Source organism: Bacillus sp. AK128 (assembly GCF_053903075.1).
In genome coordinates this window covers 971,897-990,147 of record NZ_CP096379.1, presented here as the reverse complement: position 1 = coordinate 990,147, position 18,251 = coordinate 971,897, and the positions used below count along the sequence as shown (strand labels likewise).

The following is an 18,251-nucleotide window of genomic DNA, read 5'->3' as shown; positions in this document are numbered from 1 at the left end:
CTTATGCTCTTTGGTCAATTGGAACAAAAGTCTGTTTTCCAGGACCTGTATATTCAGCACGTGGGCGAATAATACGGTTGTTTTGATATTGCTCAAGGATATGAGCCAACCAGCCTGATACACGACTTACTGCAAAGATTGGTGTAAATAAATCATGGTCTATTCCAAGGCTGTGATACGTAGATGCTGAATAGAAATCAACGTTTGCAGGAATTCCTTTTTGACCTGTTACCATTTCTTCAATTTTAACTGACATTTCATACCATTTAGGCTCACCAGTTAAAGTAGTTAGTTCTTTTGACATCTTCTTTAAGTGCTTAGCACGTGGATCTCCATTCTGATATACACGGTGTCCAAAGCCCATAATTTTGTCTTTATTATTAAATTTCTCTGTAATGTAAGCTTCTACATTTTCTACTTCCCCGATCTCAGAAAGCATCTTCATAACCTGCTCGTTTGCTCCACCATGAAGAGGTCCTTTAAGGGCACCAATTGCAGAAGTAACACCAGAATATACATCTGATAGAGTTGCTACACAAACACGAGCAGTAAATGTTGAAGCATTTAATTCATGATCAGCATGAAGTACTAACGCTTTGTTTAACGCGTCGACCGCAATCGCATCTGGCTCTTCACCATTAAGCATGTAAACAAAATTAGCTGCAAAGCCTAAATCAGTGCGAGGTGCTACTGGCTCTAAACCTTTACGGATACGTGAGTAAGCTGCAACAATCGTTGGTAGCTTAGCTTGTAGACGAATCGCCTTACGATAATTTGCTTCTTCATCCATCACATCAGCTTCTTCATCGTATAGACCTAGAAGTGATACAGCAGTACGCAATGCACCCATTGGATGAACCTTGTCAATTGGATATGTAGTAAAAGAATCTAGTACCCCTTGTGGTAATGTTGCATTCTCAGCTAGTTGTTTTGTTAACTCATCTAACTCAGATTGGTTCGGTAACTTACCATGCCATAATAAGTAAACTACCTCTTCAAAGCTTGCATGGTCAGCAAGGTCATCGATATTAAACCCTGCATAAGTAAGTACATCATCAATGATAGAACTGATAGACGAAGTAGTTGCTACAACTCCTTCAAGACCACGTGTTGCTGTCATATTAACCTCTCCTTTTTGCTAGAAATTTTCTCATCCTTAGTTTTCTTACAAGTAAAGTAAATGCTTACATTTTTAATGAATTAAAAATTCTTAATAAACGGTATGTCCATGTTTATTATGACCTGTTGAAGGATGATTCTATAATTATATATAAAAACTATTAACGCACTCTCTATTATAAACAATTATCGGATTCTTGTGAATCGATATGAACGAATTCGTTAAATAAAATATTATTATGCTAAATCTTTTTCAGTTTAATCTAATAAGATGGTAAGATGGATGATTTTAGAATAAATCAACTACTTTTATTGCAAGGTAAGCAATCCCAGCACCAATTAGTGGTCCAACTGCGACTCCTTTAAAAACCGCAACAGCAATAATGGTTCCAATCACTAATGCAGCTGTTATATGTGGCTCTGTTGATAATAACGTAACACCATTTCTCGCGATTAAAGCAACCAGTATTCCAGACGCCAATGCAATCCAAGCGTAGTATGACTTAAATGAATCCACTAGTTGTTTAAATCCAATTTCACCAGTTGCAATCGGGACGAGTACAGCAATTGTAATAATTGTGACTCCCCAATTAATCCCTTTACCATGTATATGAGGAAACCATTTATCCCCCAAACCCACAAGTTTAATAACTATTAATATAACAACCGAAATGATTAGTGATTGGTTTTTGGCCAGTAATCCAATAAGTAATAGAACACCTAAAAATAAGTATGGCTGTACCAAACTAATACCACACCCCTTCACACAGCATTATCTGACTATGTTTGGCTTTAATAGCCCTTGCAAATTTTGTACAATCATTATCTCTTTATTTTTAACATCTCCTCATTGTAAAATATTACTATAATTGAGTTGAAGGAGGTTCCTATTTGAATTATAAGCTGCTTTACCAAGTATTAAGATTTTTATTCGTTATAGCAGTTATCATCGGTGGTTTCATCGCCTGCTATTATTTATCAACGATTACATACCCATTTATTATTGCCTTAATCATTGCATATATGATTAATCCACTCGTAAATATTCTAGAAAAAAAGGTGAAGATGCCAAGATATCTTGGAGTCTTTATCGTGATTATTTTAGTTTTCGCTGTCTTTGCTGGACTCATCACTCTATTGGTTGCTGAAATCATTAATGGTTCTAATTATTTGGCTGTAAATGTCCCACAGCACTTCGAGCGTCTAATCACATATATTGAACAGTTTTTTGCAGGTCAAATTATCCCAATATATAATCAGCTTGCAAACACCTTTGAGAATTTAGACCCTGGGCAAAAGGAAACGATTAGCACCAATATTGAAACTGTTGCTGCCAACGTGATTGCATCAGGAAAAGAAGTTCTAGAAAGCATATTAACTAGTATTCCAAGAGCATTCGCTTGGATACCGAATGCTGCTACTGTTATAATCTTTGCCCTCTTAGCTACTTTCTTTATCAGTAAAGATTGGGAAAAGCTACATGAACGTTTTTCTAAAATTATGCCTAAAAAAGCACGTGAAAGCGGAAAATCTGTTTTTGTAGATTTACGTAAAGCTTTGTTCGGATTTATCAGAGCCCAAGCTACACTGATTTCAATTACCACAGTCATTGTGTTAATTGGCTTACTCTTCTTACGAGTCGAATACGCGATAACAGTCGCTCTTATCATCGGAATCGTGGATATCCTGCCATACCTGGGAACAGGATTGATCTTCGTCCCTTGGATTATCTATTCATTTTTCACCGGAGACGTTGCCTTCACCATCGGATTACTCGTCCTTTACATTATCGTCATTGTTCAAAGACAAATTATGGAGCCTAAAATTCTATCATCTAGTATTGGACTAGACCCACTGGCAACCCTAATCGCTCTATTCGTTGGATTCAAGCTCTTTGGTTTCCTCGGCTTAATCATTGGCCCGGTTACCCTAGTAATCGGCAAAACCCTGCATACTGCAAATGTGTTTCGTGATATTTGGAATTTTATTATTGGAAAGAAGACTGTTTAGAGGAGAGCCTGATTGGCTCTTTTTTTATTTATAAATGGAAAGTAAGGGTATACTTCCTATCCTTTTTTAAACCAGTAAAAGTAAATTCGTGTAATAGCCTTCTTACTGTTGCAGAAGATGATAGGCATAAGTACTCTTTGATTTCTTGATTGGTTGCTACCGAAGAAATTAACAAAGAATAATCATTAAGCGCAGATCTATGAAGATCTTTTGCTGTATGTGTGCAGCTAGGGCAAAACCATCTTCCATGTTGACGTATAATCGGAATATATTTACAGAGAGGACACTGAACACCTTTTATGAGGTCACTTTTGTTTATTTCATATTGTTCTAAAATACTTACATTTGCTGCCTCATGCTTTTTAGAAAGTTGTTTCGCCATCTTTCTCACTTCTTTACTTGAAAGAATTTCTGACGAATAGATTTGTTCATAGGAAGTCATCTTAGAGGGAAGATTTGCACTTCTTATTACTTTTTGTGCAATTAGATGAGGTTTTGATGTAGCTTTTATGATGGTAGAAGGGTTGCTAATAATGACAAGGGATTCAAGAGGAAACTTTGGAGTATTCAAATTAGTTTGAAGCCATTTTAAAAGCCTTTGTTTTTGCATCTCTACCTGAAGTATCGGATCTAGAAATGCTTCTTCTTTATCTTCTGCAACTCGAATTAACTGATTGAACTGTGGATCAAATACTAGCGTTCCAGAAATATTTTTCACTTCTAAAATTAATATAAATGAGGTAGAAACAACTAATACATCTATTTGAAAATATCCCTTATCATCCTGAAGACGTAAGTCCTCCAATATATAGTATCGATCCTCTGATATAAACTTCAAGTAATAATCTATGGACTCTTCTCCCCTGTACCCCGCTTTTTTCTTGTATAGATTTTCTACCACAATTGAGTATTTGGGATGTGTTACAGTTAATCTTCTCGCAAGTGCTTCCAGTTTTAGAATCTCTACCGAGCGGGCTCGCTTTTTTATAATCATTTCACCACTCCTTTTAGTTATAATAATTCATTTTCTTTTAAAGAAATTCCTGCAAAATCCTCTGATTAATTAAGTTTTCACATTAAATGCCAGTTTTACTGTTTTTATGGGACTCCCCCGAAGCAATATACATAAAAATCCGATCCCAGGGACCAGATATTTATAAAACCCACCTTCTCCTTACTTGAAACTTACGAATAAAATACCTTTATCAACGAAAAACAGATGTTTATCAACGATTTCTTGATTTTAACAACGATACCACTAGTGTTATCAACGATAACTTACGTTTATCAACGAAATGACTACTTTTAACAACGATATGACAATTTTATCCAATAACTCACCATTCAAGCTCTTGAATGGAACAGCACACCAAGAGACACCACTCCACAAAAACAAAAACCCCTCCAAAAACGACGAGGGGTCCCACAGTTCATCTACCTAATAATAATCGTATTCCGATTCATCAACGAACGTATGATATTCACAATAAAGGGCTTAACCAAACGCCTAGTTTGCGGAAAAAGTAAAATGAAGCCAATGGCATCTGTAATAAAACCTGGGGTTAGGAGTACAACTCCACCGACTAAAATACAGAGACCGTCAATGATGGCATCTCCAGGTACTTGGCCTCGTGAAATTTGATATTGAACTGATTGAATGGCACGAAGTCCTTGTTTCTTTGCTAACCATGCACCAAGCACGCCCGTACCAATTATGAGCAAAATTGTAACCGGTACACCAAAGGTTTTCCCAGAAAGAAGTAAAAGTCCAATCTCAAGTGCAGGAACAATAATAATTAAAGCAAGCAGTAATCTATACATGTTTCCCCTTCCCCTCCCCAATGAACTAAATAAAATAATCTCTACCGGACTGACTCCTAAAAAATCCGAATAAACCAGGGTAGCAAAAAAGAGAGGGACAAATCCCCTCTCTTCACTATATCATAATTTTCTTTATTCTATTACAATACACTTGCATGTCCACTATAGATTGCACCTCTAGCTGAATCAACTGTCACATCTTGGCCATCTTTTAGAAGCGTAGTCGCTCCTTCAACGCCAACAATGACAGGAATGCCCAGGCTTAATCCTACAACCGCTGCATGGCTTGTTAAACCGCCTTCTTCTGTAATGAGAGCCGACGCTTGTTCAAGTGCCTGCATCATATCGCGATCTGTACTAAATGTAACAAGGATAGAGCCCTTCTTCATCTTTTGATTCGCTTCTTCACCATTTTTGGCGATAACCACTTTACCGAATGCTGTTTTACGGCCAATTCCTTGACCCTTCGTGATAATATCACCTACAACATGGACCTTCATGATATTCGTTGTACCTGATTCTCCAACAGGAACACCCGCTGTGATGACAATTGTATCGCCGTATTTAACTAAACCAGTATTAATGGATTCTTGAACAGAAAGATCAAGCATTTCATCTGTAGTGGTAGCCTTTTCTCCCATTTGAGCGGTTACTCCCCATACAAGTGCTAGCTTTCTTGATACGCTCTCTTCAGATGTAACAGCGATAATTGGTGCCTTCGGACGGTACTTCGAAATCATGCGTGCTGTATGACCACTCTCGGTTGGAGTGACAATAGCAGAAGCATTTAAATTAAGTGCCGTATGAGCAACTGATTGACCAATTGCATCTGTAATCGTTGGTCCACTTAAACGACTTCTATTTTGTAGAATTTCTTTGAAGTCTAAAGCTTGTTCTGCACGTGAAGCGATATTGTTCATTGTCTGCACTGCTTCTACTGGATATTGGCCTGCTGCCGTTTCACCAGATAGCATAATCGCATCAGAACCATCAAAAATCGCGTTTGCGACATCACTTGCTTCCGCACGTGTTGGACGTGGATTTCTTTGCATGGAATCTAACATTTGTGTAGCTGTAATAACCGGTTTCCCAAGAGCATTACATCTTCTAATTAATTCCTTTTGAACGAGTGGCACTTCTTCAGCTGGAATTTCTACCCCTAAATCTCCACGCGCAACCATTAATCCATCAGATACCTCTAGGATTTCTTCGATATTATCGACACCCTCTTGGTTTTCAATCTTTGGCACGATATGAATATGAGAGGCTTTATTTTCCTCAAGTAATTCACGAATCTCTAATACATCTGAAGCACGTCTTACAAAGGAAGCAGCAATGAAATCGACACCTTGCTCAACTCCAAAGCGAATATCATTTGCATCCTTCTCCGTCATACCAGGTAAGTTTACCTTTACGTTTGGTACGTTTACACCTTTTTTATTCTTAATCGTACCGCTGTTAAGGATTTCCGTCTCAATCTCATTGTTTCCTTTTCCAATAACCTTTAGTTCAATTAAGCCATCGTCTAAAAGAATTCTAGAACCTACTTCCACATCATGAATTAATCCAGGATAGCTAATTGAAAAACGAGTTGCTGTTCCGACAACTTCTTCCATTGAGACCATAACCTTCTGCCCAGCAACTAGCTCTGCCGAACCGTTTTCAAAGGTATGAGTTCTAATTTCAGGTCCTTTTGTATCTAATAAAATTCCGATCGTCTTCCCTGTTTGCTTTGCCGCTTCACGAATATTTTTGATACGTGCTCCATGCTCTTCAAAATCCCCATGAGAAAAGTTTAATCTAGCAACGTTCATTCCAGCCTCTATTAACTGAACCAGCTTCTCTACTGATTCACTTGCAGGTCCAATTGTACAAACTATCTTTGTTTTACGCATTGTTACACTCCCTTTTATTAGTTCTCCTTAGCTCTTCTATATAGAAAGCTCTGTAGATAATTGATACATAGATAGATCTACTTCATGCTTTTGGGAAAGCGCCTCAGAGATTGAAAAATCAACAAGTTGATTGTTTTTAATTCCAACTGCTCTACCTGCTTTGCCCTCCATTAACAACTCAACAGCCTTAGCCCCTAACCTACTAGCTAACACACGATCAGCTGCCGTTGGGGATCCTCCTCGTTGAATATGTCCAAGAATGCTTACACGTGTCTCAATATCTAAAGATGTCTCAATTTGCTTACCAATATCTACTGCGCTACCCACACCCTCAGCAACTACAATGATACTATGACGCTTACCTCGTTCATGTCCTCTTTCTAAACGAGCAATCACTTCATTCATCTTATAATCAGCTTCTGGGATAAGGATTGTTTCTGCCCCACCTGCTAAACCTGCCCATAAAGCAATGTCTCCAGCATGGCGACCCATGACCTCAATAATGTATGTACGTTCATGCGAAGTAGCGGTATCACGGATTTTATCAATCGCATCTATAACTGTGTTTAGAGCTGTATCAAAGCCAATTGTAAAATCAGTCCCTGGAATATCGTTATCAATCGTACCTGGCACTCCAACGCAAGGGAAGCCATGCTGTGTCAGCTTTTCTGCACCTCGATATGAGCCATCTCCACCGATTACGACGATTCCTTCAATTCCAAATTTCTTGAGCTGCTCAATTCCTTTTTTCTGGCCTTCTTCCGTTTTGAATTCTTCGGATCTGGCTGAATATAGAACAGTACCTCCACGATGAATAATATCTCCAACAGAACCAAGCTCAAGCTTTTTTATTTGTCCCGTCATTAAACCAGAGTATCCCTGATAAATACCATAAACCTCTACATTATGATAAATCGCCTTTCTAACTACTGCTCGAACAGCTGCATTCATACCTGGTGAATCTCCACCACTTGTTAATACACCAATCTTTTTCATTCTGTCACCTCTTAACTTTTATAACTGCCTTTTTAAGCTAATATTAATATGTATCTAAAATACTGGACTCATAAGTATAGTATGTGAAAGAAGCTATTGCTTTCATTCTACCGTTATAAAAATAGCATGAAGAAATGAACAAAACAATAGTCTGATTATTTGTTCAACCAATATATGAGTAAATTTTTAAATAGGTTATCTCGAACCAGTAAATCCCTTACTTTCAGGGTGTTATAGAGGGAGGAAACCGGGGATTAGTATGTCTTAATCATCTAAATAAAATATGCATTCCCGAATTCTACGAGAATGCATATTTCTGTATTATTGTACCCCGACTGTATCGGTAACAAACGCGAATTTTCCGATACTTTTATATTTTTCATATCGATGTTCGACTAGTTGTTCTTTACTATATTGGGTTAATTCTTTTAAAGATCTCTTCAAATAATCATCAACTAGACTTGCTTGTTCAGCAACTTGACGATGTGCTCCACCTTTAACCTCTGGAATGATATCATCTATAATTCCTAATTCCTTTAAATCTGGTGCAGTAATCTTCATAGATTCAGCAGCCTTTTTAGCAAGACCCGCATCCTTCCATAATAAAGCTGCAGCCCCTTCTGGTGAGATTACTGAATACCATGAGTTTTCAAGCATCAGTACGTGGTTTCCAACGCCAATCGCTAAAGCTCCACCACTTGCACCCTCTCCAATTACGACACAAATAATGGGGACAGTTAAACCAGCCATTTCAAATAGATTTCTTGCAATGGCTTCACCTTGACCACGTTCTTCAGCTGTCTTTCCAGGAAATGCACCCTTTGTATCTAGAAAACAAATTATAGGGCGATTAAACTTTTCAGCCTGTTTCATCAATCGTAGAGCTTTACGATACCCCTCAGGGTGAGGCATCCCGAAATTACGGCGAAGGTTTTCCTTTGTGTCACGTCCACGTTGGTGACCAATCACAGTCACTGGCAAACCATGATATTTCGCAATACCAGAAACGATTGCTTCATCATCACCATAGAATCTATCACCATGACATTCAAAAAATCCAGTAAAGAGATGTTTGATATAATCAAGAGTAGTCGGACGTTCAGGATGCCTTGCGATCTGAACCCGGTCCCAAGGTCTTAGATTTCCATAAACCTCTGTTTCTAGCTTTTCTAACCTAGACTCTAGTTTTTCAATTTCACTTGAAAGGTCTACATCAGCATTTTTTGTAAACTCTTTTAGTTCAGCTATCTTTTTCTTTAGTTCGTTTACCGGTCGCTCAAACTCTAATTCTCCTAACAATCTAGCTTCCCTCCCGGCTGATGAATATCTAAAATATTACTTAATGTTTCCTTCATTTCTAATCTATGAATGACATCATCGAGCTGGCCATGCTTTAATAAGAACTCAGCCGTCTGGAAGTCTTCAGGGAGATCTTCACGTATAGTTTGCTCAATGATTCTTCTGCCCGCAAAACCAATTAATGCACGTGGCTCCGCAAAGTTATAATCACCTACTGAAGCAAAACTCGCCGTTACACCACCAGTTGTTGGATGAGTCATTACCGATATATATAGCAAGCCCTTTTCACTAAATCGCTTTAAGACCGCACTAATCTTTGCCATTTGCATTAAACTCAATACACCTTCTTGCATACGGGCGCCACCAGACGCAGTAAAAATGACAAAAGGAATTCTCTGCTCCATTGCTCTTTCAATTGCTCTAGCAATCTTTTCTCCCACCGCGGAACCCATACTTGCCATTCGGAACGAAGAATCCATTACAGCAATAGCAAGATGGTGTCCATTTATGTAACCTTCACCAGTTAAAACTGCCTCATTAAGTCCAGTCTTCTTACGATCCTTCTCGAGTTTCTCAAGATAGTCAGGGAAGCCTAACGGATTTTCTGAAATCATACCTCTGTCATATTCCTTAAAGGTACCCTCATCTAAAAGACTGTCGATTCTCTCAAATGCAGTCATAGGATAATGATAGTCACAATTCATGCATACTCGTAGGTTTTTCATTAATTCTTTTGTATACATGATTTTCTTACAACTCGGACACTTGGTCATGATTCCTTCAGGCACTTCTTGCTTACTTTGTTCTGAAGGAATTGTCGCATATTTTTTCTTTTTCGTGAACAAATCCTTTAGCATTTGTTTCCCCCCTTATCATGATTGAGAGTTGACCGATCCGATCAGTATACTCCTCCATTAAGAAAGTCCTGATAAACAGTCTTACCTTATGTCATCATATAATACCCGATATTCCTGAAGAGCTCTTTCGGCATCTCCCTTTTCAATAAGGTATATTAGTTGTTTATACGTAGTAATGTCATGTTCCTTCTTTTGAATGGAAGAAACATTTGCATACTCAAAAAGAAGAAGCCAGATTTTTAAAAGTAGGCGATTCTGGGTTAAGTTAATAATTAGTTTCATAAATTCCCCATCTAGTGAATCTGGTTTCTCTTCCAATAGTTTTTTTACCCGATTGATTTGTTCAGATGATCCCGTTGAACTAAGAATTCTAATACTTTGCTCTTCTAGAATTCTCTTCGTATCTATTAAATCCCTCTTTGAACCTTCGTTTTGTAAAATAAAGCTACCTATAAGTTCAACAAGGTGATGACCTCCGAAATCTTTAACAAAGGTCCCTTCACCCCTTCTTGTTTCGATTAACCCTAAAAGCTCCAAAGCCCTTAGAGCTTCTCGAACTGAAGACCTTCCAACACTTAAACGGTCTGATAACTCCCGTTCAGAAGGAAGCTTGTCACCAGGTCGTAATGAATCTGATTGAATAATGGATTGAATTTGTTTTATTGTTTCAATATAAACCTTTGACTGTGGGATTGACACAGTATATCCTCACTCACCTTTTCCAATAATCGCGAGCTGTCTCGTTTTTGCTGCTACGTCTTCTGGGTTGACTTGAATTCTCGCAACTCCAGTTTCCATCGCTGCTCTAGCAACAGCTGCCGCTACTGCAGGGGCTACACGAGGGTCGAATGGAGCTGGGATTACATAATCATCCTTTAACTCCTCCGCCGCAATAAGGTTAGCAATCGCTTCAACAGCTGCGATTTTCATATGTTCATTAATATGAGTTGCTCTTACATCTAAGGCACCTCTAAAGATTCCTGGGAACGCAAGTACGTTATTTACTTGATTCGGGAAGTCAGAACGACCAGTCCCAATTACTTTTGCCCCAGCTTCTTTTGCATCTTCAGGCATGATTTCTGGATTAGGATTGGCCATCGCAAAAATAATTGGGTCCTGATTCATTTCTCGAACCATTTCTTTTGTTAATGCCCCTTCAACAGATACGCCTATAAATACGTCAGCATTTCTCATCGCATCCGCAAGTGTACCTTCGGTTTTGTTTCGATTTGTGTATTTAGCTACTTCCTCTTTTACACTGTTCATTCCAAATGGACGCCCCTCATAAATGGCACCCTTTGAATCACACATGATTACATCACGAACACCATATGAATAAAGAAGCTTAATAATAGCTATACCCGCAGCTCCTGCACCGTTGGCAACGACCTTAATTTCTGACATGCTTTTACCTACAAGCTTTAAAGCATTCACAAGACCCGCTACCGTAACAATGGCAGTTCCGTGCTGATCGTCATGGAAAATGGGAATATTAGTTTCTTTTTTTAATCTTTCTTCTATTACAAAGCAATTAGGTGCAGCAATATCTTCTAAGTTAACCCCACCAAAGGTAGGTTCAAGTAGTTTTACAGTTTCAATGATCTTCTCCACATCAGTTGTGTTAAGACAAATAGGAAATGCATCTACGCCAGCAAAGCTTTTAAATAGGACTGCTTTTCCTTCCATTACCGGTAATGCGGCTTCGGGACCTATATTACCTAACCCTAATACAGCTGTACCATCAGACACGACTGCGACCATATTACCTTTCATGGTATACTCGTAAACCTTATTCTTATCATCATAAATAGCCTTACAAGGTTCTGCTACACCCGGCGAATAAGCAAGACTTAAATCTTTTGCATTTCTAACTGGGATTTTTGAATTAGATTCTAGCTTTCCTTGATGAATTCGATGGATATGTAATGCCTCTTCCTTTAAAGTAGACATCTTCTCACTCTCCTAACATTTTCATATGTGGCAAAAGTGGTCTGACCACATAGACTATTTTACAATGATAACAAATTTTTGGAATATGTAAAGAACTAATAGGCTTTTAATACAACATTTTTCTCTCCAACTAGTTCTTTAATTTTTGTGATACATTCAGGCTCTGGCTGAATATGATAGCCTTTTGGAAGTCTGATTGACTTTTTACTTTCTACGTAATAAAGGACAACCTCTGTATGACCATGATATTCAGTAAACAACTGTTTTAGTTCTTCAAGTTTATGCTGATTTTCAAATTCAGGCTCAATTTTAATAAAGAGGGCTTGTTCTTGGAAATTTTGTTTGAGCTCCTCCATAGAAACTGCCTTTTGGATGATAAATTGAGGCTGTCCATTCCTTACATCTATTTTTCCTGATAGAAGTAGTACATTCCCCACCTTAAAGAGTAATTGAAACTCTCGGTATGTGGAAGGGAACACCGTACCTTCAATTTCACCACTATCATCGTTTAAGTGAAGGAAAGACATTTGCTCTCCCTTTTTTGTTCGAATTGTTCGCTCGCTTCCCACTAATGCAACAATGGTAACTTTTTTATTTACATATTCCTCTTTAGCCGATTGGATAGAAACTGGCTGATGCTCACGCCAATATTTCTCATATGCTCTCACAGGATGGTTAGATAAATAAAAACCAATAGCCTCCATTTCAAATTGCAACTTCTCTTCATCCCTGAATGGACTCATTTGGATATATTGTGGTTTTAAAAGAAGCTCCTCTTCAAAGGAAAAATCTAACTGATCTCCACCATCAGGCTTAACTAGCTCAGCATAATCAAGTGCCACATCAATGCTAGCAAGTAGAGTTGATCTCTCTTCACCAAACTCATCAAAGCAGCCGGCAAAAATGAGTGATTCCACCGTTTTTCTGTTCGGTAAAGTTCGCGCACAAAAATCAAAAAGATCCTCAAACGGCCTAGCTTTTCTTTCTGTAAGAATTTTTTTCACCGTTTGAACGCCTACATTTTTAATGGCGGCTAAACTGTACCGTATTGCTTGATCTTGTACATGAAACCCATAGAAACTTTTATTTATCGAAGGTGGTAGCACCTTAATATTTTTATTCTTTGCTTCACGGATATATTGGGCGATTTTATCATCATTCCCAATCACACTAGAAAGTAACGCTGCCATGAAAAACAATGGAAAATTAGCCTTTAAATAAGCAAGTTGAAAGGCAATCATACTATAGGCAACAGCGTGACTACGGTTAAATCCATAATTGGCAAACCTAACAATTAAATCGTATACTTCATTGGCAACCTGCTCTGGATAGCCTACCTTTAGACAGCCTGCCACGAAATGCTTTCGTTCCGCTTGAAGCACTTCGATTTTCTTTTTACTAACTGCTCGTCTTAGTAAATCTGCTTCACCTAAAGAGAAGCCTGCCATTAAAGAAGCAATTTGCATAATTTGCTCTTGGTAGACAATAACCCCATTTGTGCTACGTAATATCCCTTCTAAATCAGGGTGTGGATAGCTTACTTTATGATGCTTGTTTTCAATATAGACCGGTATGTTTTCCATCGGCCCTGGTCTATAAAGGGCATTAACGGCAACAATATCCTCAAAATGGGTCGGCTTTAGACGCTGCAGTACGCTTCTCATACCTGTTGACTCTAGTTGAAAGATTCCTGTTGTATCACCATTACCTAGCAGCTTAAAGGTCTTTTCATCATCTAAAGGAAAATCATCGAGAGACAGCTTGGCCTTCTTTTCCCATTTAATTAACTCTAATATCCTTTGAAGAATATTTAGGTTACGTAGTCCAAGAAAGTCCATTTTTAAAAGGCCAATCTCTTCTAGTATTTCCATTGAGTATTGAGTAAGGTACACCCCTTGATGACCATCTTGAATCGGGATCAATTCTGTTAACGGTTTATCACTAATAATAACCCCCGCTGCATGGGTAGACGTATGTCTTGGAAGACCTTCAAGTTTTAAGGCTACCTCAAACACTCGTTTTGTTAAACTGGATTGCTTAATATGTGTTTGAAAAGATTCTGACTCTCTATATGCTTCTGACAATGTAATCCCTAAACGTGAAGGAACCTTCCTTGCAATAGCATCTGCTTCTTGCCCAGAAATCCCTAATACTCTTCCTACATCTCGTAAAACTGCCTTTGTTGTCAGAGATCCGAAGGTAATGATTTGTGCCACATGAAGTGCTCCATACTTTTTAGTTACATACTGGATCATTTCATCTCTTCGGTCATCAGGAAAGTCAATATCGATATCAGGCATTGATATTCTTTCCGGATTAAGGAATCGTTCAAATAATAAATTATATTGAATTGGGTCCACATTGGTTATTCTGAGTAAATATGCGATCAATGACCCTGCAGCCGAACCACGTCCCGGTCCAGTAAGAATCCCCTGGCTGTGAGCATATTCCATAAAGTCCCAAACAATTAAAAAATAATCACTAAACTCCATTTGCTTTATAATTTGAAGCTCATATTCCATCCTCTCAATGTAGGACAGTTTGTTGTTAAGCCCTCGTTGCTGTAGAGCTTTCTGGCAGAGTTGTTCTAAATAATCATCCGCGTGAAAAAGTTCTGGGACTGGATATTTTGGTAAATATCGTTGACCGAGTTCGATTGTAAGCTCACACTGGCTAGCAATTCTATATGTATTTTGGATCGCCTCTTCATACCCTTGGAATTGTTCCTTTATTTCTTCCTTTGACTTTAGAAAATACTCATCGCTACCGAGTTTATCTCTCTTCAAGTCTGCAATTTTTTGTCCATTTTTTATAGCTAATAAGCATTCATGAACGAAAGAATCCTCTTGGAGCAGATAATGAACATCATTTGTCACAGCAAGAGGGATACCAAGTTCTTGGCTAATTGAGAGGAATGTCGAATTTAGTGTTTCTTCACCCTCTAAACGATGAGATTGAATAGATAAATAAAAACCTGTTCCATAAATCCCTTTAAATTGTGAAGCCAGCTGCTTCGCTTTTTCTATGTCCTTACTTAAAACTGCTTGCTCAATCTCCCCTTTCAAGCCTGGGGTTAAAGCAATGAGACCATCCTTATAGGCAGCTAACCATTTTTTAGGAACAGCGCTCCGGTTCATCGTTTGAGCAGTACTACTAATTTTAAGCAAATTTCGGTAGCCCTTATCATTCTTTGCTAATAAAACGAGTGGAAAATGATTTTTCTCCTCGTCATCCTCATAGACAGACACACTTAAACCGATAATTGGTTTTATTCCTTTTTTTAGGCATTCCTTATAGAAGGGGATTGCCCCATATAAATTATTATCATCCGTGATTGCTAAAGAGGTATATCCTAGCTCGACGGCTTTCTGGACTAGCTCCTCAATTTTGCAGCTACTTGTTAATAGACTATACGAGCTTTTCACTTGCAGATGAACAAAGTCCATGTATTCTCACCTTCGATCAAATTCTTCTTAATTTCATTATATTAGATTCGTAAAGTCCAAATCAAAACAAAACATACTTCTCTAAGTCTGTCCATATATTGTAACAGAAAGGGTGAATGGAATGGGTGTACGAGAGGGATTCTATGTTCTATTTTTCAGTAGCTACTTTATTGCCTTAGGTGTAATTCTCGGTGGTTGTATTGTTGGAGGATTAGGTGCCTTTTTTATCGGTAATCCCCCCTTACTTACAATGGTTCGGCTTGCAGGAAACCTCAAGATTTGGGCAATTGTAGCGGCAATTGGTGGTTCCTTTGAAGCATTTTATAGCTTTGAAAAGGGTATTTTTGACGCTAATACTCGGGATATCATTAAACAGCTATTTATTATTTGCTCTGCAACTGGTGGGGCACAAACAGGCTCATTAATCATAAATTGGCTAGCCCAAGAGGATGCAAATCTATGAGAATCCCACCCTATTATGAAAAAGGAAGCTGGCAACGCTTTTTTGCAGGTGGCGTGATTGGTGGTCTCATAAGTTGGGTTATTTTTGCCTATATGTTTGGCACATATCAGGATACTCAAATTCTCTGGATTTCAAAACAAGCTGAAGAAATTAAAGATTTAAAAGAGGATATTAAAATATGGCAAGAGGATTATCAAAAGCTTAATGAAGAAAATCAAAAGGGTCTTACCCTTCAAGAAATAAATGTTAGTCTAACAAATGGTGATAAGTTTAAATTAGATAATTTTAGAACCTATGAATTAGAAACATTAGCCAAGCAAGAGATTAATCATCTTATTGCAAAAGAAATTACTACCATATATGACAGTAAAGAACTCATACAAAAAGCAATTGAGAACCGTGTGTTTACTATTGGCGAAAAGCAGTATCGGTTAGAAGTTCGTGGTGTTTATGTTTTATATTCAAAGCTTGAAATCGATGTAACCATGAAATTTCACGATAAGAAGTAAATTTGTATATTTTATGAAATATTCAGAAAAGTATAGCAAACACCCTTTAATTTGTATACAATGAATACAAGAATGGAAAATGTTGTTAATCTTTCTATGGGGGGTGTAGCTATGATTATCAATCGAAAACAATTAATGCGAGACAAACTCCAGCAAATAATAGCAGGGTATTCCGCCTATGCTGAAACCAAAGAACTAGCAACCATGTTACAAAAAGAATTGAAGCTTCGAAATATCGAGGTTTATATTGATGATACTGATAAAGGCTTTTGGTTCATTCCAGTAAAGAAAAAGGCAGAGGCATAATTCTTCTCTCATTTGAATCATACTCATCCGTTAAACCTCCGTTTTACAGGGGTACTAAAGTACTCCCCTGTTTATTTCGGAGTACATAGTTCCTCAAGGTCATTGATGATTTCCTTTGCCTCTTCCCATGAGTATATAGAAGCACCTGCCGCAAGTGGATGACCACCACCCCTATATTTCGCCGCAACTACATTAATAACAGGTCCCTTTGATCGTAGCCTTACTCGAATTTGATCCTCTTCCTCCACAAAGAAGACCCATGAAACAATTCCTTCAATATTCCCCAATGAACCAACCAGTTGGGAAGCATCAGTTGGTGTGACGTCAAATTTTTCTAAAATATCCTTTGTAAGATACATGGAGGCAACACCATGCTCTGAAACCGTAAAATTTTGTAACACAAAGCCCGTAAGATGAGCAACATTGGCCTTCGTGGTGTAAAGCCCATCATATAATGTTGGTAAATCAAATCCATACTCAACTAATTCACCTGCATATTTAAAGGTTCTCGTATTGGTACTAGGATATAGAAACCTTCCAGTGTCTCCCACAATTCCAGCATAAATTAACCGAGCTGCTTCTTGAGTTAAAACGAGTCCCTTATCTTTCCCATACAAATAAAATTCGTAAATCATTTCACTTACAGAGCTCGCCGTTGTATCAACCCAAAGCAAATCACCATATGGATCCTCATTAGGGTGATGGTCGATTTTAATTAATGTAACCCCGTTTTTATAGCGCTGATCACAAACTCTCTCTTGATTAGCTGTATCACACACAATGACAAGAGCTTCCTCATAAGCCTCGTTTGCCACATTATCCATTTTATAAAGATGCCCTAAGGATTCCTCATCCCGTCCAACAACTAGAATCTCTTTCTTTGGATAGGATGCTTTTAACACCTCTGCCAAGCCACATTGTGATCCATATGCATCCGGATCTGGTCTAACATGTCTATGGATAATGATGGTGTCAAATCTTTCAATAGTCGTTAATATTTGTTCCTTCATTCCCGTTCACCTACTTCAATATAAATTCAGACTAAAACCTATTATGTAATTTGATTGCTAATGGTGGCATTATACCCCTAATAGGATTAAAATAGTATAGATAAGAGATTTGTTTGGAGGAAAATTTATGCCTACACTAGTTATTCTAATAATTTTATCATTATCCTTCTATGCTTACTTTAAGATTAAATATTTTCGAGCAAGAGAAGTGATGTATAGAAAATGGGTATCTGCTAAGTCTAGTATTGCATTAGGAGTCTTCATGATTTCATTTGCTTTAAATCAAATGATTGCAGAACCGACACAAGTATCCATCATTATCGGAGTGATTTTTCTTTTAGTGGGTAGTGGGAGTATTTGGGCAGGAGTCAAATCCTATCGCTATTACCTACCAAGAGTTGCAGAAGAATCACAAAGTAACAAATAATAAAGAGAGCCGGTCAAATAGACCAGCTCTTTTTCTTTTGTATTGGCTGTTTTCTAGTTGGAACTCTTAATACTAACCGCTAAAAATTTACACAAATGGCTAGCTCATTGAGAACATCATCATAACACAGAATCCTATTCTAG

Annotated in this window: 17 protein-coding genes; 5 read left to right on the top strand and 12 right to left on the bottom strand. The window is 37.9% G+C overall.

Translation table 11 applies throughout. The features are described 5' to 3' along the window. Position 1 precedes the first annotated feature (1 nt). The gene (gene citZ, locus M1D60_RS04680; protein WP_456278031.1) at positions 2 to 1,120 is read right to left on the bottom strand and encodes a citrate synthase; all 1,119 of its coding nucleotides are present in this window, start codon (positions 1,118 to 1,120) and stop codon (positions 2 to 4) included. Between the two features lie 288 nt (positions 1,121 to 1,408). Next, positions 1,409 to 1,864 (bottom strand): DUF441 domain-containing protein, encoded by a 456-nt coding sequence (locus M1D60_RS04675; RefSeq protein WP_456278030.1) that lies wholly within the window; start codon positions 1,862 to 1,864, stop codon positions 1,409 to 1,411. 146 nt (positions 1,865 to 2,010) lie between these two features. Between M1D60_RS04675 and ytvI the strand changes: the two genes are divergently transcribed. Further along, positions 2,011 to 3,129 (top strand): sporulation integral membrane protein YtvI, encoded by a 1,119-nt coding sequence (ytvI, locus tag M1D60_RS04670; protein ID WP_456278029.1) that lies wholly within the window; start codon positions 2,011 to 2,013, stop codon positions 3,127 to 3,129. Positions 3,130 to 3,157: 28 nt separating this feature from the next. Here the strand turns inward: ytvI and M1D60_RS04665 are convergent, their stop codons facing one another. The 9 genes from M1D60_RS04665 to dnaE all read right to left on the bottom strand — a co-directional run bounded on the left by M1D60_RS04665 (position 3,158) and on the right by dnaE (position 15,393). Continuing rightward, complete coding sequence (locus tag M1D60_RS04665; RefSeq protein ID WP_456278028.1) at positions 3,158 to 4,123, bottom strand: nuclease-related domain-containing protein; 966 nt, start codon at positions 4,121 to 4,123, stop codon at positions 3,158 to 3,160. Between the two features lie 440 nt (positions 4,124 to 4,563). Beyond that, complete coding sequence (locus tag M1D60_RS04660) at positions 4,564 to 4,950, bottom strand: FxsA family protein (RefSeq protein WP_456278027.1); 387 nt, start codon at positions 4,948 to 4,950, stop codon at positions 4,564 to 4,566. Between the two features lie 140 nt (positions 4,951 to 5,090). Further along, a complete protein-coding gene (pyk, locus tag M1D60_RS04655) occupies positions 5,091 to 6,845 on the bottom strand; it encodes a pyruvate kinase (protein WP_456278026.1) in 1,755 nt (584 codons plus the stop codon). Positions 6,846 to 6,881: 36 nt separating this feature from the next. Continuing rightward, positions 6,882 to 7,841 carry a 6-phosphofructokinase gene (gene pfkA, locus M1D60_RS04650; protein ID WP_456278025.1) on the bottom strand — a complete coding sequence of 320 codons (960 nt, stop codon included), beginning with the start codon at positions 7,839 to 7,841 and terminating at the stop codon, positions 6,882 to 6,884. A gap of 321 nt (positions 7,842 to 8,162) precedes the next feature. After that, positions 8,163 to 9,140 carry an acetyl-CoA carboxylase carboxyl transferase subunit alpha gene (gene accA / locus M1D60_RS04645; protein WP_456278024.1) on the bottom strand — a complete coding sequence of 326 codons (978 nt, stop codon included), beginning with the start codon at positions 9,138 to 9,140 and terminating at the stop codon, positions 8,163 to 8,165. Further along, complete coding sequence (gene accD, locus M1D60_RS04640; RefSeq protein ID WP_456278023.1) at positions 9,134 to 9,997, bottom strand: acetyl-CoA carboxylase, carboxyltransferase subunit beta; 864 nt, start codon at positions 9,995 to 9,997, stop codon at positions 9,134 to 9,136. The genes accA and accD overlap by 7 nt, the downstream gene beginning before the upstream one ends. Before the next feature lie 81 nt (positions 9,998 to 10,078). Next, the gene (locus M1D60_RS04635) at positions 10,079 to 10,696 is read right to left on the bottom strand and encodes a FadR/GntR family transcriptional regulator (protein WP_456278022.1); all 618 of its coding nucleotides are present in this window, start codon (positions 10,694 to 10,696) and stop codon (positions 10,079 to 10,081) included. A gap of 9 nt (positions 10,697 to 10,705) precedes the next feature. After that, on the bottom strand, positions 10,706 to 11,947 hold the full coding sequence (locus M1D60_RS04630; protein WP_456278021.1) for an NAD(P)-dependent malic enzyme: 1,242 nt from the start codon (positions 11,945 to 11,947) through the stop codon (positions 10,706 to 10,708). A 95-nt stretch (positions 11,948 to 12,042) separates the two neighbouring features. Continuing rightward, a complete protein-coding gene (gene dnaE, locus M1D60_RS04625; RefSeq protein ID WP_456278020.1) occupies positions 12,043 to 15,393 on the bottom strand; it encodes a DNA polymerase III subunit alpha in 3,351 nt (1,116 codons plus the stop codon). Between the two features lie 121 nt (positions 15,394 to 15,514). Here dnaE and M1D60_RS04620 point away from each other — a divergent pair, with 121 nt between their 5' ends. The 3 genes from M1D60_RS04620 (at position 15,515) to M1D60_RS04610 (ending at position 16,671) form a co-directional block, all read left to right on the top strand. Beyond that, positions 15,515 to 15,856: a YtrH family sporulation protein gene (locus M1D60_RS04620; protein ID WP_456278019.1), complete on the top strand. Its 342-nt coding sequence runs from the start codon at positions 15,515 to 15,517 to the stop codon at positions 15,854 to 15,856. Continuing rightward, positions 15,853 to 16,365, top strand: a complete 513-nt coding sequence (gene ytrI / locus M1D60_RS04615; protein ID WP_456278018.1) for a sporulation membrane protein YtrI — start codon at positions 15,853 to 15,855, stop codon at positions 16,363 to 16,365. The genes M1D60_RS04620 and ytrI overlap by 4 nt, the downstream gene beginning before the upstream one ends. Before the next feature lie 111 nt (positions 16,366 to 16,476). Next, positions 16,477 to 16,671 carry a hypothetical protein gene (locus M1D60_RS04610; protein WP_456278017.1) on the top strand — a complete coding sequence of 65 codons (195 nt, stop codon included), beginning with the start codon at positions 16,477 to 16,479 and terminating at the stop codon, positions 16,669 to 16,671. Between the two features lie 71 nt (positions 16,672 to 16,742). Here M1D60_RS04610 and M1D60_RS04605 read toward each other — a convergent pair whose 3' ends face one another. Further along, positions 16,743 to 17,681, bottom strand: a complete 939-nt coding sequence (locus tag M1D60_RS04605) for a DHH family phosphoesterase (protein WP_456278016.1) — start codon at positions 17,679 to 17,681, stop codon at positions 16,743 to 16,745. 127 nt (positions 17,682 to 17,808) lie between these two features. Between M1D60_RS04605 and M1D60_RS04600 the strand changes: the two genes are divergently transcribed. Further along, the gene (locus M1D60_RS04600) at positions 17,809 to 18,108 is read left to right on the top strand and encodes a YtpI family protein (RefSeq protein ID WP_456278015.1); all 300 of its coding nucleotides are present in this window, start codon (positions 17,809 to 17,811) and stop codon (positions 18,106 to 18,108) included. Positions 18,109 to 18,251 lie beyond the last annotated feature (143 nt).